The sequence below is a fragment of the Mycobacterium sp. genome, from assembly GCF_050700595.1.
Lineage (GTDB): Bacteria > Actinomycetota > Actinomycetes > Mycobacteriales > Mycobacteriaceae > Mycobacterium.
This window is the reverse complement of sequence record NZ_JBOHHI010000240.1, coordinates 1-17,873: the sequence shown is the minus strand read 5'-3', so window position 1 is coordinate 17,873 and position 17,873 is coordinate 1. Positions and strand designations below refer to the sequence as shown.

Sequence of the window (17,873 nt, the reverse complement as noted above, 5' to 3'; positions counted from 1 at the left end):
GATGGCCGATACCGAACGCCGTGGCGACGAGGAAGCACCGTAGCGCGTCACCGTTCGTTCAAACCCGCTTGTTCACGCCACCACTCGCATGCCGGGTGAGGAAGTCCACGACAGCGTCTGCGAAAACGTCGTTGCGATCGCCGGCGACCATATGTCCTGCGCCGCCGACATCGACGAACTCGACTTGCGGGAAGCGCAGGAGAAACTCGTCGGCGCGCTCCTGGCTGACCAGGTCGCTCATTTGGCCTCGCACCAGAAGCATGGGTACCTCGTGGGCGAGGATCGTTTCAACTGCCGCATGCATGCGGTCGACGTCGGCCACCTCGCTGGGCGGATGCGATGCGGTGTCACTGATAAATTCCGGATCCCAGTGCCAGTACCAGCGATCACCGCGGCGGCGCAGGTTTGTCCGCAGCCCATTCAGATCAGTTGGCCGGGGCCGATGCGGGTTGTATTCCGCGATCATGTCAGCGACCTCGTCGAGTGACTCGAACCCCGATGTCACTCGATCGGCCATGAAGGTGTGTATGCGCATCGCGCCGGACGGATCCATGTCGGGCACGATGTCCACCAGCACGACCGCGCCGGCAATGGCAGGCGAAATCTCGCCTGCCAGAAGCATTGTCGTGAAGCCGCCCAGGGATGCGCCTACCAGCACCGGTTGCGGTGGCAGCTGACGCAGCAGTTGATGGATGTCGCCGGCGAAGCTGATGAGGCGGTAATCGCCGGCTTTCGACCAGTCCGACTCGCCGTGGCCGCGTAGGTCGACCGTCACCGCCTGCCAGCCCCGTTCGGCCACGGCCGCAGCCGCCTGGCCCCAAGAGCGGCGGGTCTGTCCGCCGCCATGCAAGAACACCACGGCCGGCGTTCGTGGATCGCCCAGGCGGTCGGCCATGATGCGAGTGCCGTCGGCGCCCTGGATGGCGAACGGTTCAGGTGCCGTAGTCACCGTGAGATCCTATGGCGCTCCCAGCTAGTGCACCGCGACCGCATGCACGAATGCATCGGCGAGAACTTCGCAGCTTTCCTGCAGATCCGGCAGGGCCACTTGCGGAAAGTTGACGAATCCGGGCCGCATGATGGAATGCACGGAAATAGGGCTGATCAGCTGTTGAATGAGTAAGGCTCGCGGGAGGTCGCGGATACGGCCGGCGGCAACTTCGCCGTCTAGCCATCTGCCCAGCACGGCGATCATGCGCAGAGCGCCGTGTTCGATGAGAAGGCCCGCGCCGGGTCCGGCCGGACGGGCCAGTGTCTCGGCGAGCACTGCGGGCAGCACCCGGGGCTCGCGGAGGTAGAGCTGCGCCAGTGAGCCGTAGATAGTGCGGACGGTCTCGGTCAGGCCGGCAGCCGACGAACCGCTGATGACGCTTCTCATCTCCAGGGGTGGGATGTAACGGTCATAAACCGCGTGCAACAGCCCGTCGCGACCACCGAACACGGCATAGAGGCTGTGCACCGAGCAGTCGGCTTCGGCGGCGATCGCCTCCAGGGTCGCGGACGCCACACCGCCGGCACTGATCAACGCGGCCGCCGCCTCTACAGCGCGTAGCCGTACGGGCGGGCGTCCGCCGGGGTCGATGCCCCGGTCGCGGATCGCCTCGTCCAACGCCCGGCGTGAACCGCCGAGTTGACGCAACAGGGTGCTGCGCGACACCCCGAGCGCATGCGCGATCACGACAATCGGTACGTCGGCAACATCTCTGCCGAGGCGTTCGGCCGAGCGCAGCGCGGCTTGGATGATGTCGGCGGGTACGGCGCCCGGCCGGCGAGATCGACGTTTTGACACACGTGTAGATCTACCACGTAGACATGTTTCAACAAACATTCAACCGGTAACCCACTGTGATCACGTTGGCCGTTGCCAGGTCACACATGTCGCAAGCGGGGCCTGCCCGCAGGGGAAGGAATATGGCGGAACGCGGTGCAGAACCCCCGGTCCCACGGGGCCGTCGGCTGCTTCTGCGAGCGGTACGCCACCTGTTCAAGCCATTGCGCCCGGACGATTACCTGGAGATGGTCAACCCGCTGTGGACCACCAAGGAGCTGCGCGGAAAGGTCGAGCGCGTCGAGCCACAAGGCTCCGAAGCGACGAGCGTGCTGATCCGGCCAGGCTACGAATGGCGCGGCCACAAGCCGGGCCAATACGTGCGGCTCGGCGTGATCATCGACGGCCGTTACCACTGGCGTGCGTATTCGCTGACCTCGGATCCTGAGCCCGAGGACGGTCTGATCAGCGTCACACCCAAGAGAGTGGACAGCGGGGTGGTCTCGCCGTATCTGGTGCAAAAGATCACGCCCGGAGAGTTGGTGCGGCTCGGCGAAATCGAGGGAGTATTCACGCTGCCCGAGCCGTTGCCGCCGAAGCTGCTGTTCATCAGCGCCGGCAGCGGTATCACGCCGATCATGAGCATGCTGCGCAGCCTCGATCGTCGCGGTGAGTTGGGCGACGTGGTGGTCATTCACTCCGCCCGCTCCCGCGAGCAGGTCATGTTCTTGGACGTACTCGAAGACCTCGATCGCTGTCATGAGCAAATGCAGCTGGATCTGCGGCTCACCTCCGACCGTGGCCGCATGTCGCCCGCCGACTTAAACGAGCTGTGTCCGGACTGGCGCGAACGCGAGGCGTTTTGTTCCGGTCCCGGCGAGATGCTCGATGCGCTGATCGAGCATTGGGAGAATAACGGCGACCCGCATCTGCTGCACTTCGAGCGGTTCCAACCGAAGATCGGCGGTAACGCAGGTGCGGGCGAGGGCGGTGAGGTCACGTTCATCGGAAGCGAGACCACTGCCGAATGTGACTGCGGCACACCAATTTTGGAAGCTGGTGAGCAGGCCGGTCTCAATCTTGCGTACGGCTGTCGAATTGGAATCTGTCATACCTGTGTCGGGACGCTGAAGTCCGGCAAGCTGCGTGACCTGCGCTCGGGTGAAGTCACCGAGCCCATCGGCCAGGACGTACGAATTTGTATCAACACCGCCGAAGGTGACGTCGAACTCGAACTGTGAAGGGAGTCGCAATGGCTACCACCGTAGAAAGCCCGCTCACCCGCCTGAGCGAACAAGAGCTGGAAAAACTGGCCCAGGAATTCGACGCGATTCACGACGAAGTGTTCGCCGACCTCGGCGATCGCGACCGGCGCTACATCACGACGGTGATTTCGGTGCAACGCCAGATCGTGGTGGCCGGACGTGTCTTGCTGTTGGCATCGCGGTCGAAAACCGCGTGGGTGCTCGGCACCGCCTGTCTGGGCATGGCCAAGATCTTGGAGAACATGGAAATCGGCCACAATGTGATGCACGGTCAGTGGGATTGGATGAACGATCCCGACATTCATTCCTCGGTGTGGGACTGGGACACCGCCTCTACCGCGCAGGCCTGGAAACACTCGCACAACTACATCCATCACACCTTTACGAATATTCGGGGCAAGGACAAAGACCTCGGGTACGAGATCATGAGGATCGACCCCGCTCAGAAATGGCGGCCCGCCTACCTGGGGCAACCGCTGTACAACCTGCTGCTCACGGTCCTGTTCGAGTGGGGCGTGGCCGTTCACGATATGGACATCGAGGCCATCCGCGCCGGCGAGAAGCCGATGTCGGAGGTGCGCAAAGACCTCAAGGGAATCGCCGGCAAGGCACGCTCGCAGATCATCAAGGACTACCTCGGCTGGCCGGTGATCAGTGCCGGCGCGTTCGCACTTGCACAGCTCGCACTGCGCGGCCGGATCGATCAGCCGCCGCAGTCGCGTGTCAGCAGGATGCTTCGCAAAGTGTCCGGCACGGGCAGCGTGGGCGCCGCAGCGGATTTTCTCGACCGGACATGGCCGGGCGTGGAAAGCACCTTCTTACGCACCTTAGGCGCCGACGCGCTGGCCAACGTCATCCGTAACGTGTGGGCGCACGCCATCATCTTCTGCGGCCATTTCCCCGACCAGACCTACACATTCAGTCCAGAAGAAGTCGAAAACGAGACGCGCGGCGGCTGGTACGTCCGCCAGTTGATCGGCGCGGCCAACATCGAGGGCAGCCCGCTATTCCACGTCATCAGCGGCAACCTGAGTTACCAAGTCGAGCACCACCTGTATCCCGACATGCCGAGCAGCCGATACGCCGAGATCGCGCCCAAGGTCAAAGAGATCTGCGAGCGCTACGAGCTGCCGTACAACTCGGGGCGTTTTTCAAAGCAGTGGTACACCGTGCACCGCACCATCTTCCGGTTGGCATTCCCCGGCGGGAAGCCCCGGCCCAAGCCCGGGCGGTACCGCAGCGAGGAGCGGCGCACCCGGCTAGAGGGTGAGAGTGAGGCCAGCCGGTTCCGCTACCGGCTCCCCGCCGAACACCCGGATGCAGGCCCGGAGCATGAGTCGGGCGGCGTCGAGGTGCAGCCGCCGCCGCGTGGTAGGGACTGAGGTTGTGCGCGTGCCCTACCAGACGCGTACCCAGTCGACGAGCATCTCCGCCGGATAGCTCCCCGGCCCGGGATCGCCGCCGCCCGAACCGGCAACCGCAAGGTTGAGGACCGGAAACACTTGGTAGCCGGGGTCGTTGAACGGCCAGTCCGCAATCGAGTTCGCCGCAACAGTGAAGTATGGTTGCGCGCCGTCAACATAGTCTTCCCAGAAGCGGATCCCGGCCTCGTCCCATTGGCAGCGCCAGGTGTGCCACCCGCTGTCGACCGAGATGTTGTGCGTCGCCCATTCGGCGCCGTTCGGTTTGGTGTGGACGGTGGTGGCCGATGGCCAGCTGCCATTGCCGTACCACTCGAGGACGTCGATTTCGCCATGGTCGTCGTTGCCCAGCCAATAGGCGGGCCAGCAACCGGCGGTCAGGCAGTTGAGTTTGATCCGGGCTTCCCAGGTGTGGCCGATGCCACCTCGCCACGGGCTTTGCACCTTGCCGCTGTAGTAGGTGTTGCCGTCTTTCGCGGCGCGCAGCACGAGGTTGGACTTGCCGTCGACGAACACGTTTTTGCGATCGTCGCGGTACTGTCCGACGTTCTCGGGCCGCTCCCAATACGTCGGGTCCTTCATTGACTCGCGGGCCCGCGCGACCGTCCACTTCGACGCATCGGGGGCTGAGCCGGCCGGGCCGTCGAACTCGTCGTGGAAAAGGTAGTTCCCCTGCGCCGAGTTGCCGGGCGGGGCGGCCGGCGATGGCCCCCGACTCGCCCGTGCCTCCGGGAGCGGCATTGCGGCCGCCAGCACACCGAACCCCGTCGCCAGCATCATCCTGCGTCGATCCATCTCAGACATACCTCAACATAAGTGCGACTCCCCCAAACGGTGCCATGAAACCATATGGCGGCGGGTTCGCGCACCTTACCCGAGGTGCGGCTGTGCTTCCAGAGCTGCCCGGGTTGCGATCCGCCCGGCTTCCAGGGCAGCATCGATCTTTCTGAAGTCCAACGGACCGATCGCTGAGATATCCGGCTCGATGATGGCCGCAATCCGGGGGAGCTCGCGCAGGTTCCCGCTGGAAGCCGCGAGGTCAACGGTGCGAAGCAATGTCTCTTGCAGCGGTGGTAGGGCGACATCAGTGCCGGTCAACAGCCGCCGGACGAATGCGGGAGGCTGGAGGATTGACGGCAACAGGCCAAAGCCCTTCGATGGCACAAACTTTCGACGCAGATCAACGCATATGACTTCGCCGTCCGGATCGGCGCACATCACGTCGACCGGGAGGTTGTTCAACAGTCCGCCGTCGACAAGGAGTTGCTCGCCATGTTGCACTGGCGGCATGAGACCGGGGATCGAGACCGACGCGCGCACGGCGACCGACAGCGGCCCACGCCGATGAATGATCTGATCGCCGGTGATCAGGTCCGCCGAGACGGAGAAAAACCCTCTTGGCAGATGCTCGATCAAGATGCTGCCAAAGAATTCTTCTAGGAGGGCGCTGAATAATCGGCGCGCCTTTCCGAAATATGAGGCTGAGCTGGGAAAATTGGCTCATGCAGGGTGTGGAGCGGGCGGATCGGGAACTTCTGGACGCGCAGGCTCTGGTCGGTCATCTGGTGCCCGAGGGCAGCATGTTTGCGTTCCTGGCCGCCCACCGCCAGAAGTTGTTCGTGGACAAGGAGTTCGAGGATCTGTTCCCCTCGGGGCGGGGTCGGCCGTCGATCCCGGCGTCGGTGATGGCCTCGATTCTGGTGCTACAGACCCTGCATGACCTGTCCGACCGGGAGACCGCCGACGCGGCTCGGTGTGACCTGCGGTGGAAGGTCGCTACCGGAATGGCGTTGGACCACAACGGATTCGACGCGTCGACTCTGGTGTATTGGCGTAACCGGCTGGCTAAGTCGCAGCGACCGCATCGGATCAACGAGGCGGTGCGCACGGTCGTCGCCGAGACCGGACTGCTGCGGAGCCGCCACAAGCGTGCGGTGGATTCCACGATCCTGGCCGACGCGGTCGCCACGCAGGACACCATCACCCAACTCGTTTCAGCGATCCGACGGGTCGGGCGGATCGTGCCCGGTGCCGCCGAGTTGATCGTGGCGGTGTGCACCGGTCACGACTACAGCTGCCCCGGTAAGCCGTCGATCGACTGGGACGAGCCCGGGGCGAAGGACACGCTGGTCTCGGCGTTGGTCAACGATGCGAATGCGCTGCTCGAGGCGCTCGCCGTTGACCCGGATGAGGCCGAGGAACCGGTGGCCGCGGCTCTGGGGTTGCTGGCGTTGGTCGCCGGCCAGGACGTCGAACCCGCCGAGGGATCCGACGGCACCGACGGGCGGTGGCGCATCGCCCGCAAGGTGGCCCCGGATCGGGTGATATCGACGGTGGACCCGGAGGCGCGGCACACCCGCAAGTCGCCGGAGGCACGCCGCGACGGGTTTCGGGCGCACGTGGTCGCCGAGCCCGAGACGGGGATCGTCACCGATGAGGCGCTGACTATGGCGACCGGGACAGAAAACACCGATGCGGGGATGGCGGCGAAGTTCGTGGCCGCCGAGGCCGACGGGACTCGGGAATGGTACGGCGATTCCGCTTACGGCACAGGTGATCTACGCGTCGTGATCGCCGACGCCGGTCACGACGCGGTGATCAAACCCAAACCGTTGACCGCGGCCGTGGAGGGTGGGTTCACCTTCGACGACTTCACCGTCGATGAAGCCGCCGCCACTGTGACCTGCCCGGCCGGCAACACCCGACCGATCAACAAGACCCGCCAGGTGGTCTTCGGCGCACTGTGTCGCGACTGCCCGCTTACCGCGCGCTGCACCACATCCAAGACCGGTCGCTCCATGCGCCTGCACGACCGTGACGACCTGCTCCGCGGTGCCCGCACCGACTGGGCCACAAAACCCGAACTGCCGGAGAAGTACCGGACGTTTCGGCCCAATGTGGAACGGGCCGTCTCCCAGATCGCCAGCCGCGGCGGTCGCCGCCTGAAACTGCGGTACCGCGGCGCTGCGAAGAATCACGCCTGGCTGACCCGCCGTACTGCCGGACTCAATCTGCGTAACCTCCTCGCCCGCGGCCTCACACGCACCGCCGGAGCTTGGATCCTGACCCCACAGACCGCCTGAAACGCGCCCGCAGGACATCGATCGGACTCACCAGCACCAAAATGCCCGGCTTCGCCTGCCGCCGAGACGCTTCCTACGAGTCCAAGACCAACTTCCCCGCCCACCGTCCGCTCGCCTGTTCGCGACTCAACGCGCAGCAGCGAGCCCCAAGACCGCCTTATTCACCGCCCTCCTAGCGTGGCTCTCGGCCCCGAGGTGTGTGACAGATGTGACAAGATATAGCTACTGAGGCTGCTGTTACGGCGCGCCTCCCCGCCCGCGCCGCCCTTCCCCGACAGAATCTTCCCCCATGAGGATGTCAGCGCTTCTGTCTCGCAATGCCTCGCGGCCGGGGGTCGTCGGTACCGCCCGGGTCGATCGCGACATCGACCGGCTACTGCGCCGGGTGTGTCCCGGCGACATCGTGGTTCTCGACGTGCCGGATCTGGACCGGATCACCGCCGACGCGCTGGTCGACGCCGGCATCGCCGCGGTCGTCAACGCGTCGCCGTTCGTCTCGGGCCGGTATCCCAATCTGGGCCCGGAGGTGCTGCTGGCCAACCGTGTCACGCTCATCGACGAGACCGGGCCCGAGGTCTTCAAAAAGGTCAGGGACGGTGCGAAGGTTCGACTGTTCGAAGGCGGGCTCTACTCGGGTGACCGTCGGCTGATCGATGGTACGGAGCGCGCCGACGACGACATCGCCGAGCTGATGCAACAGGCTAAGAGCGGGCTGGTCGCACACCTGGAAGCTTTCGCGGGCAACACTATTGAGTTCATCCGCAGCGAAAGCCCGCTGCTGATCGACGGAATCGGGATTCCGGACGTCGACGTGGACCTGCGTCACCGCCATGTCGTGGTGGTCGCCGACGAGCCGACCGCTACCGAGGAGCTGAAGAGCCTCAAGCCGTTCATCAAGGAGTACCAACCCGTGCTGATCGGCGTCGGCACCGGCGCCGAGGTTTTGCGCAAAGCCGGTTATCGTCCACAGATCATCGTCGGCGACCCCAGCCAACTCGGTACCGACGTGCTCAAGTGTGGCGCGCAGGTGGTGGTGCCGGCTGATGCCGACGGTCATGCCCCAGGGTTGGAACGCATTCAGGATCTCGGTGTCGGGGCGATGACGTTCCCGGCCGCGAGTTCGCCGATCGACCTGGCGCTGCTGCTGGCCGACCATCACGGTGCCGCGCTGCTGGTCACGGCCGGGCACAGCGCCAACATCGAGACGTTCTTCGACCGAACCCGTCAGCACAGCAACCCCTCGACATTTTTGACCCGGCTGCGGGTCGGCGAAAAGCTGGTGGACGCCAAAGCCGTCGCCACCTTGTACCGCAATCGAATCTCTACCGGTGCCATCGCCCTGCTGGTGCTGACAATGCTGATCGCGGTCAGCGTCGTGTTGTGGGTGACCCGCACCGACGCCATGGTGCTGCACTGGATCGTCGACTACTGGAACCGCTTCTCGCTCTGGGTGCAGGGGTGGGTCAGCTAGAACGGTGATCTCCCCACGCCACCACGCGATTTCGCTGGCCGCCGTATTCCTGGCGTTGGCAGTCGGAGTCGTGCTCGGTTCCGGGTTGCTCTCCGACACCGTGGCGTCCGGCTTGCGCGACGAGAAGCGGGATTTGCACGCCAAGATCAACGCGCTGCGCGACGACAAGAATGCGCTGAACGAGAAGATCGGTGCGGCAAACTCTTTCGATACCCAGATGGCGGGCCGGATCACCCGTGGCGCGCTGACGGACAAGTCGGTGGTGGTCTTCCGCACCCCGGACGCACGCGACGATGACGTCGACGCGGTGGCCAGGATAATCGGCCAGGCCGGCGGCGCGCTCACCGGCACGGTCTGGTTGACGCAGGAGTTCGTCGACGCCAACGCGGCGGAAAAACTACGTTCGGTGGTGAACTCGTCGATCGTTCCGGCGGGCGCCCAGTTGAGCACCAAGCTGGTCGACCAGGGCTCGCAGGCCGGTGACCTGCTGGGCATCGTGCTGCTGATCAACCGCGATCCCGCGGTCCTGCCCGTCGACGATGCGCAGCGCGACACCGTGCTCGCTGCGCTGCGCGACACCGGCTTCATAACTTTTAGGCCCACCGGGACCGAGCACATCGGCGCGGCGAACGCGGCGCTGGTGATCACCGGCGGGGCGCTCGGCGACGACGCGGGCAACCAGGGCGTCAGCGTGGCCCGGTTCGCCGCCGCACTCGCGCCGCATGGTTCCGGTGTGTTGCTGGCCGGCCGGGACGGCGCGTCGACCGGCACGGCAGCCGTCGCGGTGGCTCGCGCCGACGCGGCGGTGACGTCGGCGATCAGCACGGTTGACGACGTGGATGCCGAATCCGGGCGAATCACCGCGGTCCTGGGTGTCGCGGACCTGATCAACGGTGGGCACGCTGGTCAGTACGGCATCGGTCACGGCGCCACCTCGCTCACGATCGCGCAGTAGCCCACGGGCGGCGTGTCAGCGACGGCCCGGCGACGTCAGTGTTAGGGTTGAGTTCCGTGGGTCGGCTGGTACCAACGAACGCTGGAGAACAGGTTCGCTTTTACCGTATTCACGGAGGTCGCACCATTGCGTAAGCATCCGCAAACCGCCACCAAGCACCTTTTCGTCAGCGGCGGCGTCGCTTCCTCGCTGGGGAAGGGATTGACCGCCAGCAGCCTGGGGCAGTTGCTGACCGCGCGGGGATTGCGGGTGACGATGCAGAAGCTCGACCCGTATCTCAACGTCGACCCCGGCACCATGAACCCGTTTCAGCACGGCGAGGTCTTCGTCACCGAGGACGGCGCCGAAACCGACCTCGACATCGGTCACTACGAGCGGTTCCTCGACTGCAACCTGTCCCGCTCGGCGAATGTCACCACCGGACAAGTGTATTCGTCGGTCATCGCCAAGGAACGTCGTGGCGAGTACCTCGGCGATACCGTCCAGGTGATCCCGCACATCACCGACGAGATCAAGAGCCGCATCCGGGCGATGGCCCAGCCGGACGCCGACGGTAACCGCCCAGATGTCGTGATCACCGAAATCGGCGGCACCGTAGGCGATATCGAGTCGCAGCCATTTCTGGAGGCGGCCAGGCAGGTTCGCCATGACCTCGGCCGGGAGAACGTCTTCTTTCTGCACGTGTCGCTGGTGCCATACCTGGCGCCGTCGGGCGAATTGAAGACCAAGCCCACCCAACACTCGGTGGCGGCGCTGCGCAGCATCGGTATCACCCCGGACGCACTGATTCTGCGCTGTGACCGTGACGTACCCGAATCGCTGAAGAACAAGATCGCGCTGATGTGCGACGTCGACATCGACGGCGTGATCTCCACGCCCGACGCACCGTCGATTTACGACATCCCGAAGGTGTTGCATCGCGAAGAGTTGGACGCTTTCGTGGTGCGCCGACTCAACCTGCCGTTCCGCGACGTCGTCTGGACCGAATGGGACGACCTGCTGCGACGGGTGCACGAGCCGCAGGAGACCGTGCGAATCGCGGTGGTGGGCAAGTATGTCGACCTGTCGGATGCCTACCTGTCGGTCACCGAGGCGCTGCGCGCCGGCGGGTTCAAGCACTGGGCCGCGGTGGAGATGCTCTGGGTGGCATCTGAGGACTGCAAGACGCCGAGCGGTGCGACCGCGGCGTTGCACGATGTGGACGGTGTGCTGATTCCCGGTGGGTTCGGTATCCGCGGCATCGAAGGGAAGTTCGGCGCCATCAGCTACGCGCGAAGCCGGGGGCTGCCGCTGCTGGGGCTGTGTTTAGGCCTGCAGTGCATCGTGATCGAGGCCGCTCGCTCGGCCGGTTTGACCCAGGCCAACTCCGCGGAGTTCGACCCGGCCACCCCGGATCCGGTCATTTCCACCATGGCTGATCAAGAAGACATCGTCGCCGGTGAGGCCGACCTCGGCGGCACCATGCGGCTCGGGTCCTATCCCGCTGTGCTCGAGCCGGATTCGATTGTTGCCGCGGCGTATCAGACAACGCAGGTGTCCGAGCGACATCGGCACCGCTACGAAGTCAACAATGCTTATCGCGAGAAGATCGCCGAGAGTGGCCTGACGTTCTCCGGGACCTCGCCCGACGGCCATTTGGTGGAGTTCGTCGAGTACCCGGCCGAGATGTACCCGTTCATAGTCGGCACCCAAGCTCATCCCGAACTGAAGAGTCGGCCGACTCGTGCACATCCGCTGTTCGCCGCGTTCGTGGGTGCGGCGATCGACTACAAGGCGGCCGAGCGGCTACCGGTGGAGATTCCCGACCATCGGCCCAACGGCAACGAACATCGCGATGGCGTGGCACCAAAGCTGCCCAAACCCGAGCCCGCCGCCCGTGGCTGAGCACGTCTTCGAGACCACATCGTCCGAAACGCTGCACACCGGAGTAATTTTCGCCCTACGCAACGACCACGTCCGGATGCCGGGCGGCGAAATCGTAACGCGTGAGGTCGTCGAGCACTACGGTGCGGTTGCGGTCGTCGCGATTGACGACGACGGCAACATCCCGATGGTGTACCAGTACCGCCACCCCTTCGGTCGACGGCTGTGGGAGCTGCCCGCAGGGCTGCTCGACGTCGACGGCGAGGCACCGCACCTTACCGCGGCCCGCGAACTTCGGGAGGAGGCCGGACTGGAAGCCGCTCGCTGGCAGGTGCTGGTCGACCTCGACTCCACACCGGGTTTCAGCGACGAATCCGTGCGGGTCTATCTGGCCACCGGGCTGACCCGGGTGGACCGGCCGGAGGCCCACAACGAGGAAGCCGACATGACGTTGCGGTGGTATCCGGTCGCCGAAACCGTCCAACGGGTGTTCAGCGGCGAGATTGTGAATTCCATTGCGGTTGCCGGGATTCTAGCCGCGTACGCGGTGAGGCAGGGGTTGGCGGAAACGCGGCCGGTGAATGCGCGGTGGATCGACAAACCGACGGCGTTCGTTGCGCGACGGGGCGGTCGATGACCCTTTTGGCGCCTCCGCTGGAGACGCAACTACAGGGTTATCTCGACCATCTGACGATTGAGCGCGGCGTGGCGGTCAACACGTTGAGCTCGTATCGCCGTGACCTGCGCCGCTATTCCGAACACCTTGCGGCGCGCGGGATCGATAATCTGGCCAAGGTCGGCGAGGACGACGTCGCCGAATTCCTGGTGGCACTGCGCCGCGGCGACCCGGATTCCGGGGTGTCGCCGCTGTCGGCGGTGTCGGCGGCGCGCACGCTGATCGCCGTGCGCGGGCTACACCGGTTCGCAGTCGCCGAGGGGCTGGCCGAACTCGATGTGGCCCATGCCGTCAAGCCGCCCACGCCGGGACGCCGGCTGCCCAAAAGTCTGACCATCGACCAGGTGCTGGCGCTGCTGGCCGGAGCCGGCGGCGACAGCCCGTCGGATGGGCCGCTGACGCTGCGCAACCGGGCGCTGCTGGAATTGCTGTACTCCACCGGAGCACGCATCTCCGAGGCCGTCGGACTCGACATCGACGACATCGACACCCACGACCGATCGGTGCTGCTGCGCGGCAAAGGCGGCAAGCAGCGGCTGGTGCCGGTGGGGCGTCCCGCGGTGCAGGCGATGGATGCCTACCTGGTGCGCGGCCGCCCGGATATCGCGCACCGCGGCCGGGGAACACCGGCGATGTTCCTCAACGCCCGCGGTGGCCGGTTGTCGCGGCAGAGCGCGTGGCAGGTCCTGCAGGACGCCGCCGAGCGCGCCGGGATCACGCCGGGGGTGTCGCCGCACACGCTGCGGCACTCGTTCGCCACGCACCTGCTCGACGGCGGCGCCGACGTCCGCGTCGTGCAAGAGCTGCTTGGGCACGCGTCGGTGACGACGACGCAGATCTACACACTGGTCACCGTGCACGCGCTGCGCGAAGTATGGGCCGGTGCGCACCCGCGGGCCCACTAGCCCGTTTCCCCGGCGCGAGCGTGCGTGTCGCCGGCCGCCGCTTGGAAACCCGGGTTTGCGCACGCTCGCGGCTAGGGGTTACCCCAAATACTCGGACTCCAGGACCAGGTCGGTCACCAAGCTCTGATACTCCACGTGCGCCTTGTGTTCGGTGGTGTTCCATGACGTGCCCTGCTGGCCGCGCATGTACTCGCGGTACTTCGGCGCCCCCGGCACCTTGACGTTGTCGGCGACCACGATCGAGCCCGGATGCAGCCAGCCGCGGTCGACGATGCTCTGCAGGTCGGTCAGGTAGGCGTCCTTGTCGTGGTCGAGGAACACGAAGTCCAGTACGCCGGCGGCGAAGCCGTGCTCGGCGGCCAGCGTCTCGAGGGTGCGCCCGCCGTCGCCGATGGTGCCGACCACGCAGGTCACCCGGTCGGCCACGCCGGCGTGCGCCCAGATCTGCCGGGCGTTGACGGCGTTGGCGTCGGCGAGTTCGACCGAATACACCTTGGCGCCCGGGGCGGCGCGGGCGATGCGCAGTGCGCCGTAGCCACAGTAGGTGCCCAGCTCGAGTGCAAGTTTCGGGTCGGCGCGGCGGACCGCGGCGTCGAGTAGGGCGCCCTTCTCGTCGCCGACGTTGATCAGCATCGACTTCTGGTAGGCGAACCGGTCGATGGTGGACAGCACGTCGTCGACATCGCCGGCCCGGGCGTTCTTCAGCACGTATTCGACCGCCGCAGCCTCGCGTCCGTCGCCGATTTGGCCCGTCGTGGTGATGTTGCGGGCGCCGGTCGCCATCCGCAAGACCGACCACCGCAGGAACGGGATGCGCTGTCTTAGGCTCATGACTGCCAAGCCTAACGAGAGCATCGCGAATCGGCTCCTTACATTGCCTGCGGGTTGCCCGGCGCAGACGCGCAAAACGGCTACACTTTCCTGCGATGTCCGCCATTACCCGAACGCCAAGGGCATGACCGACGACGCCGACAGCGGCGCCGAGGTCGGCCTGACCGGCCGGCCGCCGCGGACGATTCCCGAGCCCAGGCCGCGGACCGCCCACGGCCCGGCGAAGGTCGTCGCGATGTGCAACCAGAAGGGGGGCGTCGGCAAAACCACGTCGACGATCAATCTGGGTGCCTCACTCGCCGAATACGGCCGGCGCGTGCTGCTGGTGGACCTGGACCCGCAGGGCGCGCTGTCGGCGGGTCTGGGCGTGCCGCATTACGAACTGGAACGCACCATCCACAACCTCCTGGTGGAACAGCGGGTTTCGGTCGACGACGTGTTGATGCCCACCCGGGTCAAGCACATGGACTTGGTGCCCAGCAACATCGACCTGTCCGCGGCCGAGATCCAATTGGTCAACGAGGTGGGCCGCGAACAGGCGTTGGCGCGGGCACTGCATCCGGTGTTGGATCGCTACGACTACGTGTTGATCGACTGCCAGCCGTCGCTGGGCCTGCTCACCGTCAACGGCCTGGCCTGCTCGGACGGCGTCCTCATCCCGACCGAATGCGAGTACTTCTCGCTGCGCGGGCTGGCGCTGCTCACCGACACCGTCGAAAAGGTGCGCGACCGGCTCAACCCGAAGCTGGAGATCAGCGGCATCCTGATCACCCGCTACGACCCGCGCACCGTCAACTCCCGCGAGGTCATGGCCCGGGTGCTGGAACGGTTCGGTGATCTGGTGTTCGACACGGTCATCTCCCGCACCGTCCGCTTCCCGGAGACCAGCGTCGCCGGTGAACCGATCACCACCTGGGCGCCGAAATCGGGTGGAGCGGAGGCCTACCGCGCGCTGGCCCGCGAGGTCATCGACCGATTCGGCGCGTGACCGAGATCGAAGCGGCTGCGACCGGTTTTCAAGTTCGGCTGACCAACTTCGAGGGGCCGTTCGACCTGCTGCTGCAGCTGATCTTCGCGCACCGCCTTGACGTCACCGAGGTGGCGCTGCATCGAGTCACCGACGACTTCATCGCCTACACCCGCGAGATTGGCCCGAGGCTGGGCCTGGAGGAGACGACGGCGTTTTTGGTGATCGCCGCGACCCTGCTCGACCTCAAGGCGGCGCGGCTGCTGCCGTCCGGGCAGGTCCACGACGACGCGGACCTGGCGCTGCTGGAGGTGCGCGACCTGCTGTTCGCCCGGCTGCTGCAGTACCGGGCGTTCAAACACGTCGCCCAGATGTTCGCCGAGTTGGAGGCCGCGGCGCTGCGCAGCTACCCCCGGGCGGTGTCGCTGGACGACCGGTTCGCCGATCTGCTGCCCGAGGTGATGCTCGGTGTCGACGCCGAACGATTCGCCCAGATCGCCGCGACCGCGTTCATCCCGCGTCCGGTGCCGACGGTGGCCACCGAGCACCTGCACGAGCTGATGGTTTCGGTGCCCGAGCAGGCGGACCGGCTGCTGTCAATGCTGGAGGCACGCGGGATGCGGCAATGGGCGTCGTTTTCCGAGCTGGTGGCCGATTGCCGGGAACCGATCGAGATCGTCGGCCGGTTCTTGGCGCTGCTCGAACTATATCGGGCCCGGGCGGTAGCATTCGACCAGTCAGAACCGCTTGGTGTGCTCCAGGTTTCGTGGACCGGAGAACGGCCGACCAACGACGACTTGGAAGTGCGAGATCTCTTATGACCCGCGCCGGCGACGATGCAGAGCGTAGCGATGAGGAGGAGCGGCGCTTAATGACCGACGCGCACGATCCCGACCTGGGCATCGACGTCGGCGCCGCGCCGGAGTTGCCCGACGACGAGCTCGGCGCCGTGCTCGAGGCGCTGCTGCTGGTCGTCGACACCCCGGTGACCGTGGAGGCGCTGGCGGCGACCACCGAGCAGCCGGTGTACCGGATCGCCGCCAAGCTGCGGCTGATGGCTGACGGGCTCACCGAACGCGACAGCGGCATCGATCTGCGGGAGGCCGGCGGCGGGTGGCGAATGTACACCCGCGCCCGTTTCGCACCGTATGTGGAGCGGTTGCTGCTGGACGGGGCACGCTCGAAGCTCACTCGTGCGGCATTAGAGACGTTGGCCGTGGTGGCCTACCGCCAGCCGGTGACCCGGGCCCGGGTGAGCGCGGTGCGCGGGGTCAACGTCGACGCCGTGATGCGCACGTTGTTGGCGCGCGGTCTGATCACCGAGGCCGGCACCGACGCGGACACCGGCGCGACGACGTTTGCCACCACCGAGCTGTTTTTGGAGCGGCTCGGGTTGTCGTCGCTGGCCGATCTGCCGGATATCGCGCCGCTGCTGCCCGACGTCGACACGATCGATGACCTGACCGAATCTTTGGACGTCGAGCCACGTTTCATGAAGCTTGCCGGTGCTCCCGAGAACGATCATCCGCTGTCGTTCGACATGGATCAGGAATGACCGAGGGTCTGCGTCTGCAGAAAGTGTTGTCGCAGGCTGGAATTGCGTCGCGGCGGGTAGCCGAGAAGATGATCACCGAAGGTCGTATCGAGGTCGATGGGCAGGTGGTGACCGAATTGGGCAGCCGGGTCGATCCGGACGTGTCGGTGATCCATGTCGACGGCGCCCGGGTCATCCTGGACGACTCATTGGTGTACCTGGCGCTGAACAAACCCCGGGGCATGCATTCGACGATGTCCGACGACCGGGGCCGGCCGTGTATCGGGGATGTGGTCGAGCACCGGGTGCGCGGCAATCAGAAGCTTTTTCACGTCGGACGGTTGGACGCCGACACCGAGGGGTTGATCCTGCTGACCAACGACGGCGAGCTGGCGCACCGGCTGATGCATCCGTCCTACCAGGTACCCAAGACGTACGTGGCGACGGTGGCGGGGTCGGTGCCGCGCGGGCTGGGCAGGAAGCTGCGCGCCGGCGTCGAGTTGGACGACGGCCCCGCTGCAGTCGACGATTTTGCGCTGGTGGATACCGTGCCGGGCAAGACGCTGGTGCGGGTGACACTGCATGAAGGACGCAAGCGTATCGTGCGCCGGCTGCTGGCGGCCGTCGGCTTTCCGGTGCAGGCGCTGGTGCGCACCGACATCGGTGCCGTGTCGCTGGGCCGGCAGCGGCCCGGCAGCATCCGGGCACTGAGGCGCAACGAGATTGGTGAGTTGTACCGGGTGGTAGGCCTGTGACGAGTGTCGCTGTCGCCGTAGACGGCCCGGCGGGAACCGGAAAGTCTTCGGTATCAAGGAGATTGGCGCGTGCTCTAGGGGCGCGCTATCTGGATACCGGCGCCATGTATCGCATTGTGACGCTGGCGATACTGCGTGCCGGGATCGATCCGGACGATGCCGCGGCCGTCGCCGCCGCCGCCGCGGCGGTGCAGTTGTCGGTGGGCTATGACCCGGACGTGGACCGCTGCTTCCTCGGCGGAGAAGATGTTTCGGTTCAGATCCGCGGTGACGACGTCAACCGGACGGTGTCGGCGGTGTCGTCGGTTCCGGCGGTGCGGACCCGGATGGTGGAGCTGCAGCGCAAACTTGCCGACGGTCAGTCGAGCATCGTGGTGGA

The 17,873-nt window shown here is 65.8% G+C and carries 17 protein-coding genes and 1 pseudogene; 13 read left to right on the top strand and 5 right to left on the bottom strand.

The genetic code is table 11. The features are described 5' to 3' along the window. Positions 1 to 58: 58 nt before the first annotated feature. Positions 59 to 895: an alpha/beta fold hydrolase gene (locus tag ACRDTL_RS22090; RefSeq protein WP_431508850.1), complete on the bottom strand. Its 837-nt coding sequence runs from the start codon at positions 893 to 895 to the stop codon at positions 59 to 61. Positions 896 to 973: 78 nt separating this feature from the next. Continuing rightward, a complete protein-coding gene (locus ACRDTL_RS22085) occupies positions 974 to 1,789 on the bottom strand; it encodes a TetR/AcrR family transcriptional regulator (protein WP_431508831.1) in 816 nt (271 codons plus the stop codon). A 122-nt stretch (positions 1,790 to 1,911) separates the two neighbouring features. Here ACRDTL_RS22085 and ACRDTL_RS22080 point away from each other — a divergent pair, with 122 nt between their 5' ends. Both ACRDTL_RS22080 and ACRDTL_RS22075 read left to right on the top strand, forming a co-directional pair. Further along, entirely contained in the window at positions 1,912 to 3,009 is a 1,098-nt protein-coding gene (locus ACRDTL_RS22080; RefSeq protein ID WP_431508830.1) for a ferredoxin reductase, read from the top strand. An 11-nt stretch (positions 3,010 to 3,020) separates the two neighbouring features. Next, positions 3,021 to 4,415: a fatty acid desaturase family protein gene (locus ACRDTL_RS22075; RefSeq protein ID WP_431508829.1), complete on the top strand. Its 1,395-nt coding sequence runs from the start codon at positions 3,021 to 3,023 to the stop codon at positions 4,413 to 4,415. 15 nt (positions 4,416 to 4,430) lie between these two features. On the opposite strand, the gene ACRDTL_RS22070 is transcribed toward ACRDTL_RS22075, so the two are convergent. Continuing rightward, complete coding sequence (locus ACRDTL_RS22070) at positions 4,431 to 5,258, bottom strand: glycoside hydrolase family 16 protein (protein ID WP_431508828.1); 828 nt, start codon at positions 5,256 to 5,258, stop codon at positions 4,431 to 4,433. A 66-nt stretch (positions 5,259 to 5,324) separates the two neighbouring features. Next, positions 5,325 to 5,897, bottom strand: a pseudogene (locus ACRDTL_RS22065) (patatin-like phospholipase family protein); the annotation flags it as partial. 59 nt (positions 5,898 to 5,956) lie between these two features. On the opposite strand from ACRDTL_RS22065, the gene ACRDTL_RS22060 reads away from it, so the two are divergent. The 6 genes from ACRDTL_RS22060 to xerD all read left to right on the top strand — a co-directional run bounded on the left by ACRDTL_RS22060 (position 5,957) and on the right by xerD (position 13,407). Then, positions 5,957 to 7,537 carry an IS1182 family transposase gene (locus tag ACRDTL_RS22060; protein ID WP_431508827.1) on the top strand — a complete coding sequence of 527 codons (1,581 nt, stop codon included), beginning with the start codon at positions 5,957 to 5,959 and terminating at the stop codon, positions 7,535 to 7,537. Positions 7,538 to 7,826: 289 nt separating this feature from the next. After that, a complete protein-coding gene (gene steA, locus ACRDTL_RS22055) occupies positions 7,827 to 9,008 on the top strand; it encodes a putative cytokinetic ring protein SteA (protein WP_431508826.1) in 1,182 nt (393 codons plus the stop codon). A 4-nt stretch (positions 9,009 to 9,012) separates the two neighbouring features. Then, positions 9,013 to 9,963 (top strand): copper transporter, encoded by a 951-nt coding sequence (locus ACRDTL_RS22050; protein ID WP_431508825.1) that lies wholly within the window; start codon positions 9,013 to 9,015, stop codon positions 9,961 to 9,963. A 126-nt stretch (positions 9,964 to 10,089) separates the two neighbouring features. Further along, positions 10,090 to 11,847, top strand: coding sequence for a CTP synthase (locus ACRDTL_RS22045; RefSeq protein WP_431508824.1), 1,758 nt, complete (start codon positions 10,090 to 10,092; stop codon positions 11,845 to 11,847). After that, entirely contained in the window at positions 11,840 to 12,463 is a 624-nt protein-coding gene (locus tag ACRDTL_RS22040) for an NUDIX domain-containing protein (RefSeq protein WP_431508823.1), read from the top strand. Before ACRDTL_RS22045 ends, ACRDTL_RS22040 begins: the two co-directional genes overlap by 8 nt. Beyond that, on the top strand, positions 12,460 to 13,407 hold the full coding sequence (gene xerD, locus ACRDTL_RS22035; protein ID WP_431508822.1) for a site-specific tyrosine recombinase XerD: 948 nt from the start codon (positions 12,460 to 12,462) through the stop codon (positions 13,405 to 13,407). Before ACRDTL_RS22040 ends, xerD begins: the two co-directional genes overlap by 4 nt. Before the next feature lie 78 nt (positions 13,408 to 13,485). Here xerD and ACRDTL_RS22030 read toward each other — a convergent pair whose 3' ends face one another. Then, positions 13,486 to 14,238 (bottom strand): O-methyltransferase, encoded by a 753-nt coding sequence (locus tag ACRDTL_RS22030; protein WP_431508821.1) that lies wholly within the window; start codon positions 14,236 to 14,238, stop codon positions 13,486 to 13,488. Positions 14,239 to 14,362: 124 nt separating this feature from the next. Between ACRDTL_RS22030 and ACRDTL_RS22025 the strand changes: the two genes are divergently transcribed. The 5 genes from ACRDTL_RS22025 to ACRDTL_RS22005 form a co-directional block, all read left to right on the top strand. After that, positions 14,363 to 15,226, top strand: a complete 864-nt coding sequence (locus ACRDTL_RS22025) for a ParA family protein (RefSeq protein WP_431508820.1) — start codon at positions 14,363 to 14,365, stop codon at positions 15,224 to 15,226. Continuing rightward, entirely contained in the window at positions 15,214 to 16,026 is an 813-nt protein-coding gene (locus ACRDTL_RS22020; RefSeq protein WP_431508849.1) for a segregation/condensation protein A, read from the top strand. Before ACRDTL_RS22025 ends, ACRDTL_RS22020 begins: the two co-directional genes overlap by 13 nt. Positions 16,027 to 16,076: 50 nt before the next feature. After that, entirely contained in the window at positions 16,077 to 16,760 is a 684-nt protein-coding gene (scpB, locus tag ACRDTL_RS22015) for an SMC-Scp complex subunit ScpB (RefSeq protein WP_431508819.1), read from the top strand. Beyond that, the gene (locus tag ACRDTL_RS22010) at positions 16,757 to 17,494 is read left to right on the top strand and encodes a pseudouridine synthase (RefSeq protein ID WP_431508818.1); all 738 of its coding nucleotides are present in this window, start codon (positions 16,757 to 16,759) and stop codon (positions 17,492 to 17,494) included. The genes scpB and ACRDTL_RS22010 overlap by 4 nt, the downstream gene beginning before the upstream one ends. Next, positions 17,491 to 17,873: (d)CMP kinase (locus ACRDTL_RS22005; protein WP_431508817.1), on the top strand; the 383-nt coding region annotated here is incomplete at its 3' end. The genes ACRDTL_RS22010 and ACRDTL_RS22005, both read left to right, overlap by 4 nt.

Excerpts from the sequence above, each read along its gene's own strand:
- ACRDTL_RS22090 (WP_431508850.1), bottom strand. The coding sequence starts at position 895 with ATGGCCGACCGCCTGGGCGATCCACGAACGCCGGCCGTGGTGTTCTTG.
- ACRDTL_RS22080 (WP_431508830.1), top strand. The coding sequence starts at position 1,912 with ATGGCGGAACGCGGTGCAGAACCCCCGGTCCCACGGGGCCGTCGGCTG.
- ACRDTL_RS22075 (WP_431508829.1), top strand. The coding sequence starts at position 3,021 with ATGGCTACCACCGTAGAAAGCCCGCTCACCCGCCTGAGCGAACAAGAG.
- ACRDTL_RS22070 (WP_431508828.1), bottom strand. The coding sequence starts at position 5,258 with ATGTCTGAGATGGATCGACGCAGGATGATGCTGGCGACGGGGTTCGGT.
- ACRDTL_RS22060 (WP_431508827.1), top strand. The coding sequence starts at position 5,957 with ATGCAGGGTGTGGAGCGGGCGGATCGGGAACTTCTGGACGCGCAGGCT.
- steA (WP_431508826.1), top strand. The coding sequence starts at position 7,827 with ATGAGGATGTCAGCGCTTCTGTCTCGCAATGCCTCGCGGCCGGGGGTC.
- xerD (WP_431508822.1), top strand. The coding sequence starts at position 12,460 with ATGACCCTTTTGGCGCCTCCGCTGGAGACGCAACTACAGGGTTATCTC.
- ACRDTL_RS22030 (WP_431508821.1), bottom strand. The coding sequence starts at position 14,238 with ATGAGCCTAAGACAGCGCATCCCGTTCCTGCGGTGGTCGGTCTTGCGG.
- ACRDTL_RS22025 (WP_431508820.1), top strand. The coding sequence starts at position 14,363 with ATGACCGACGACGCCGACAGCGGCGCCGAGGTCGGCCTGACCGGCCGG.
- scpB (WP_431508819.1), top strand. The coding sequence starts at position 16,077 with ATGACCGACGCGCACGATCCCGACCTGGGCATCGACGTCGGCGCCGCG.
- ACRDTL_RS22010 (WP_431508818.1), top strand. The coding sequence starts at position 16,757 with ATGACCGAGGGTCTGCGTCTGCAGAAAGTGTTGTCGCAGGCTGGAATT.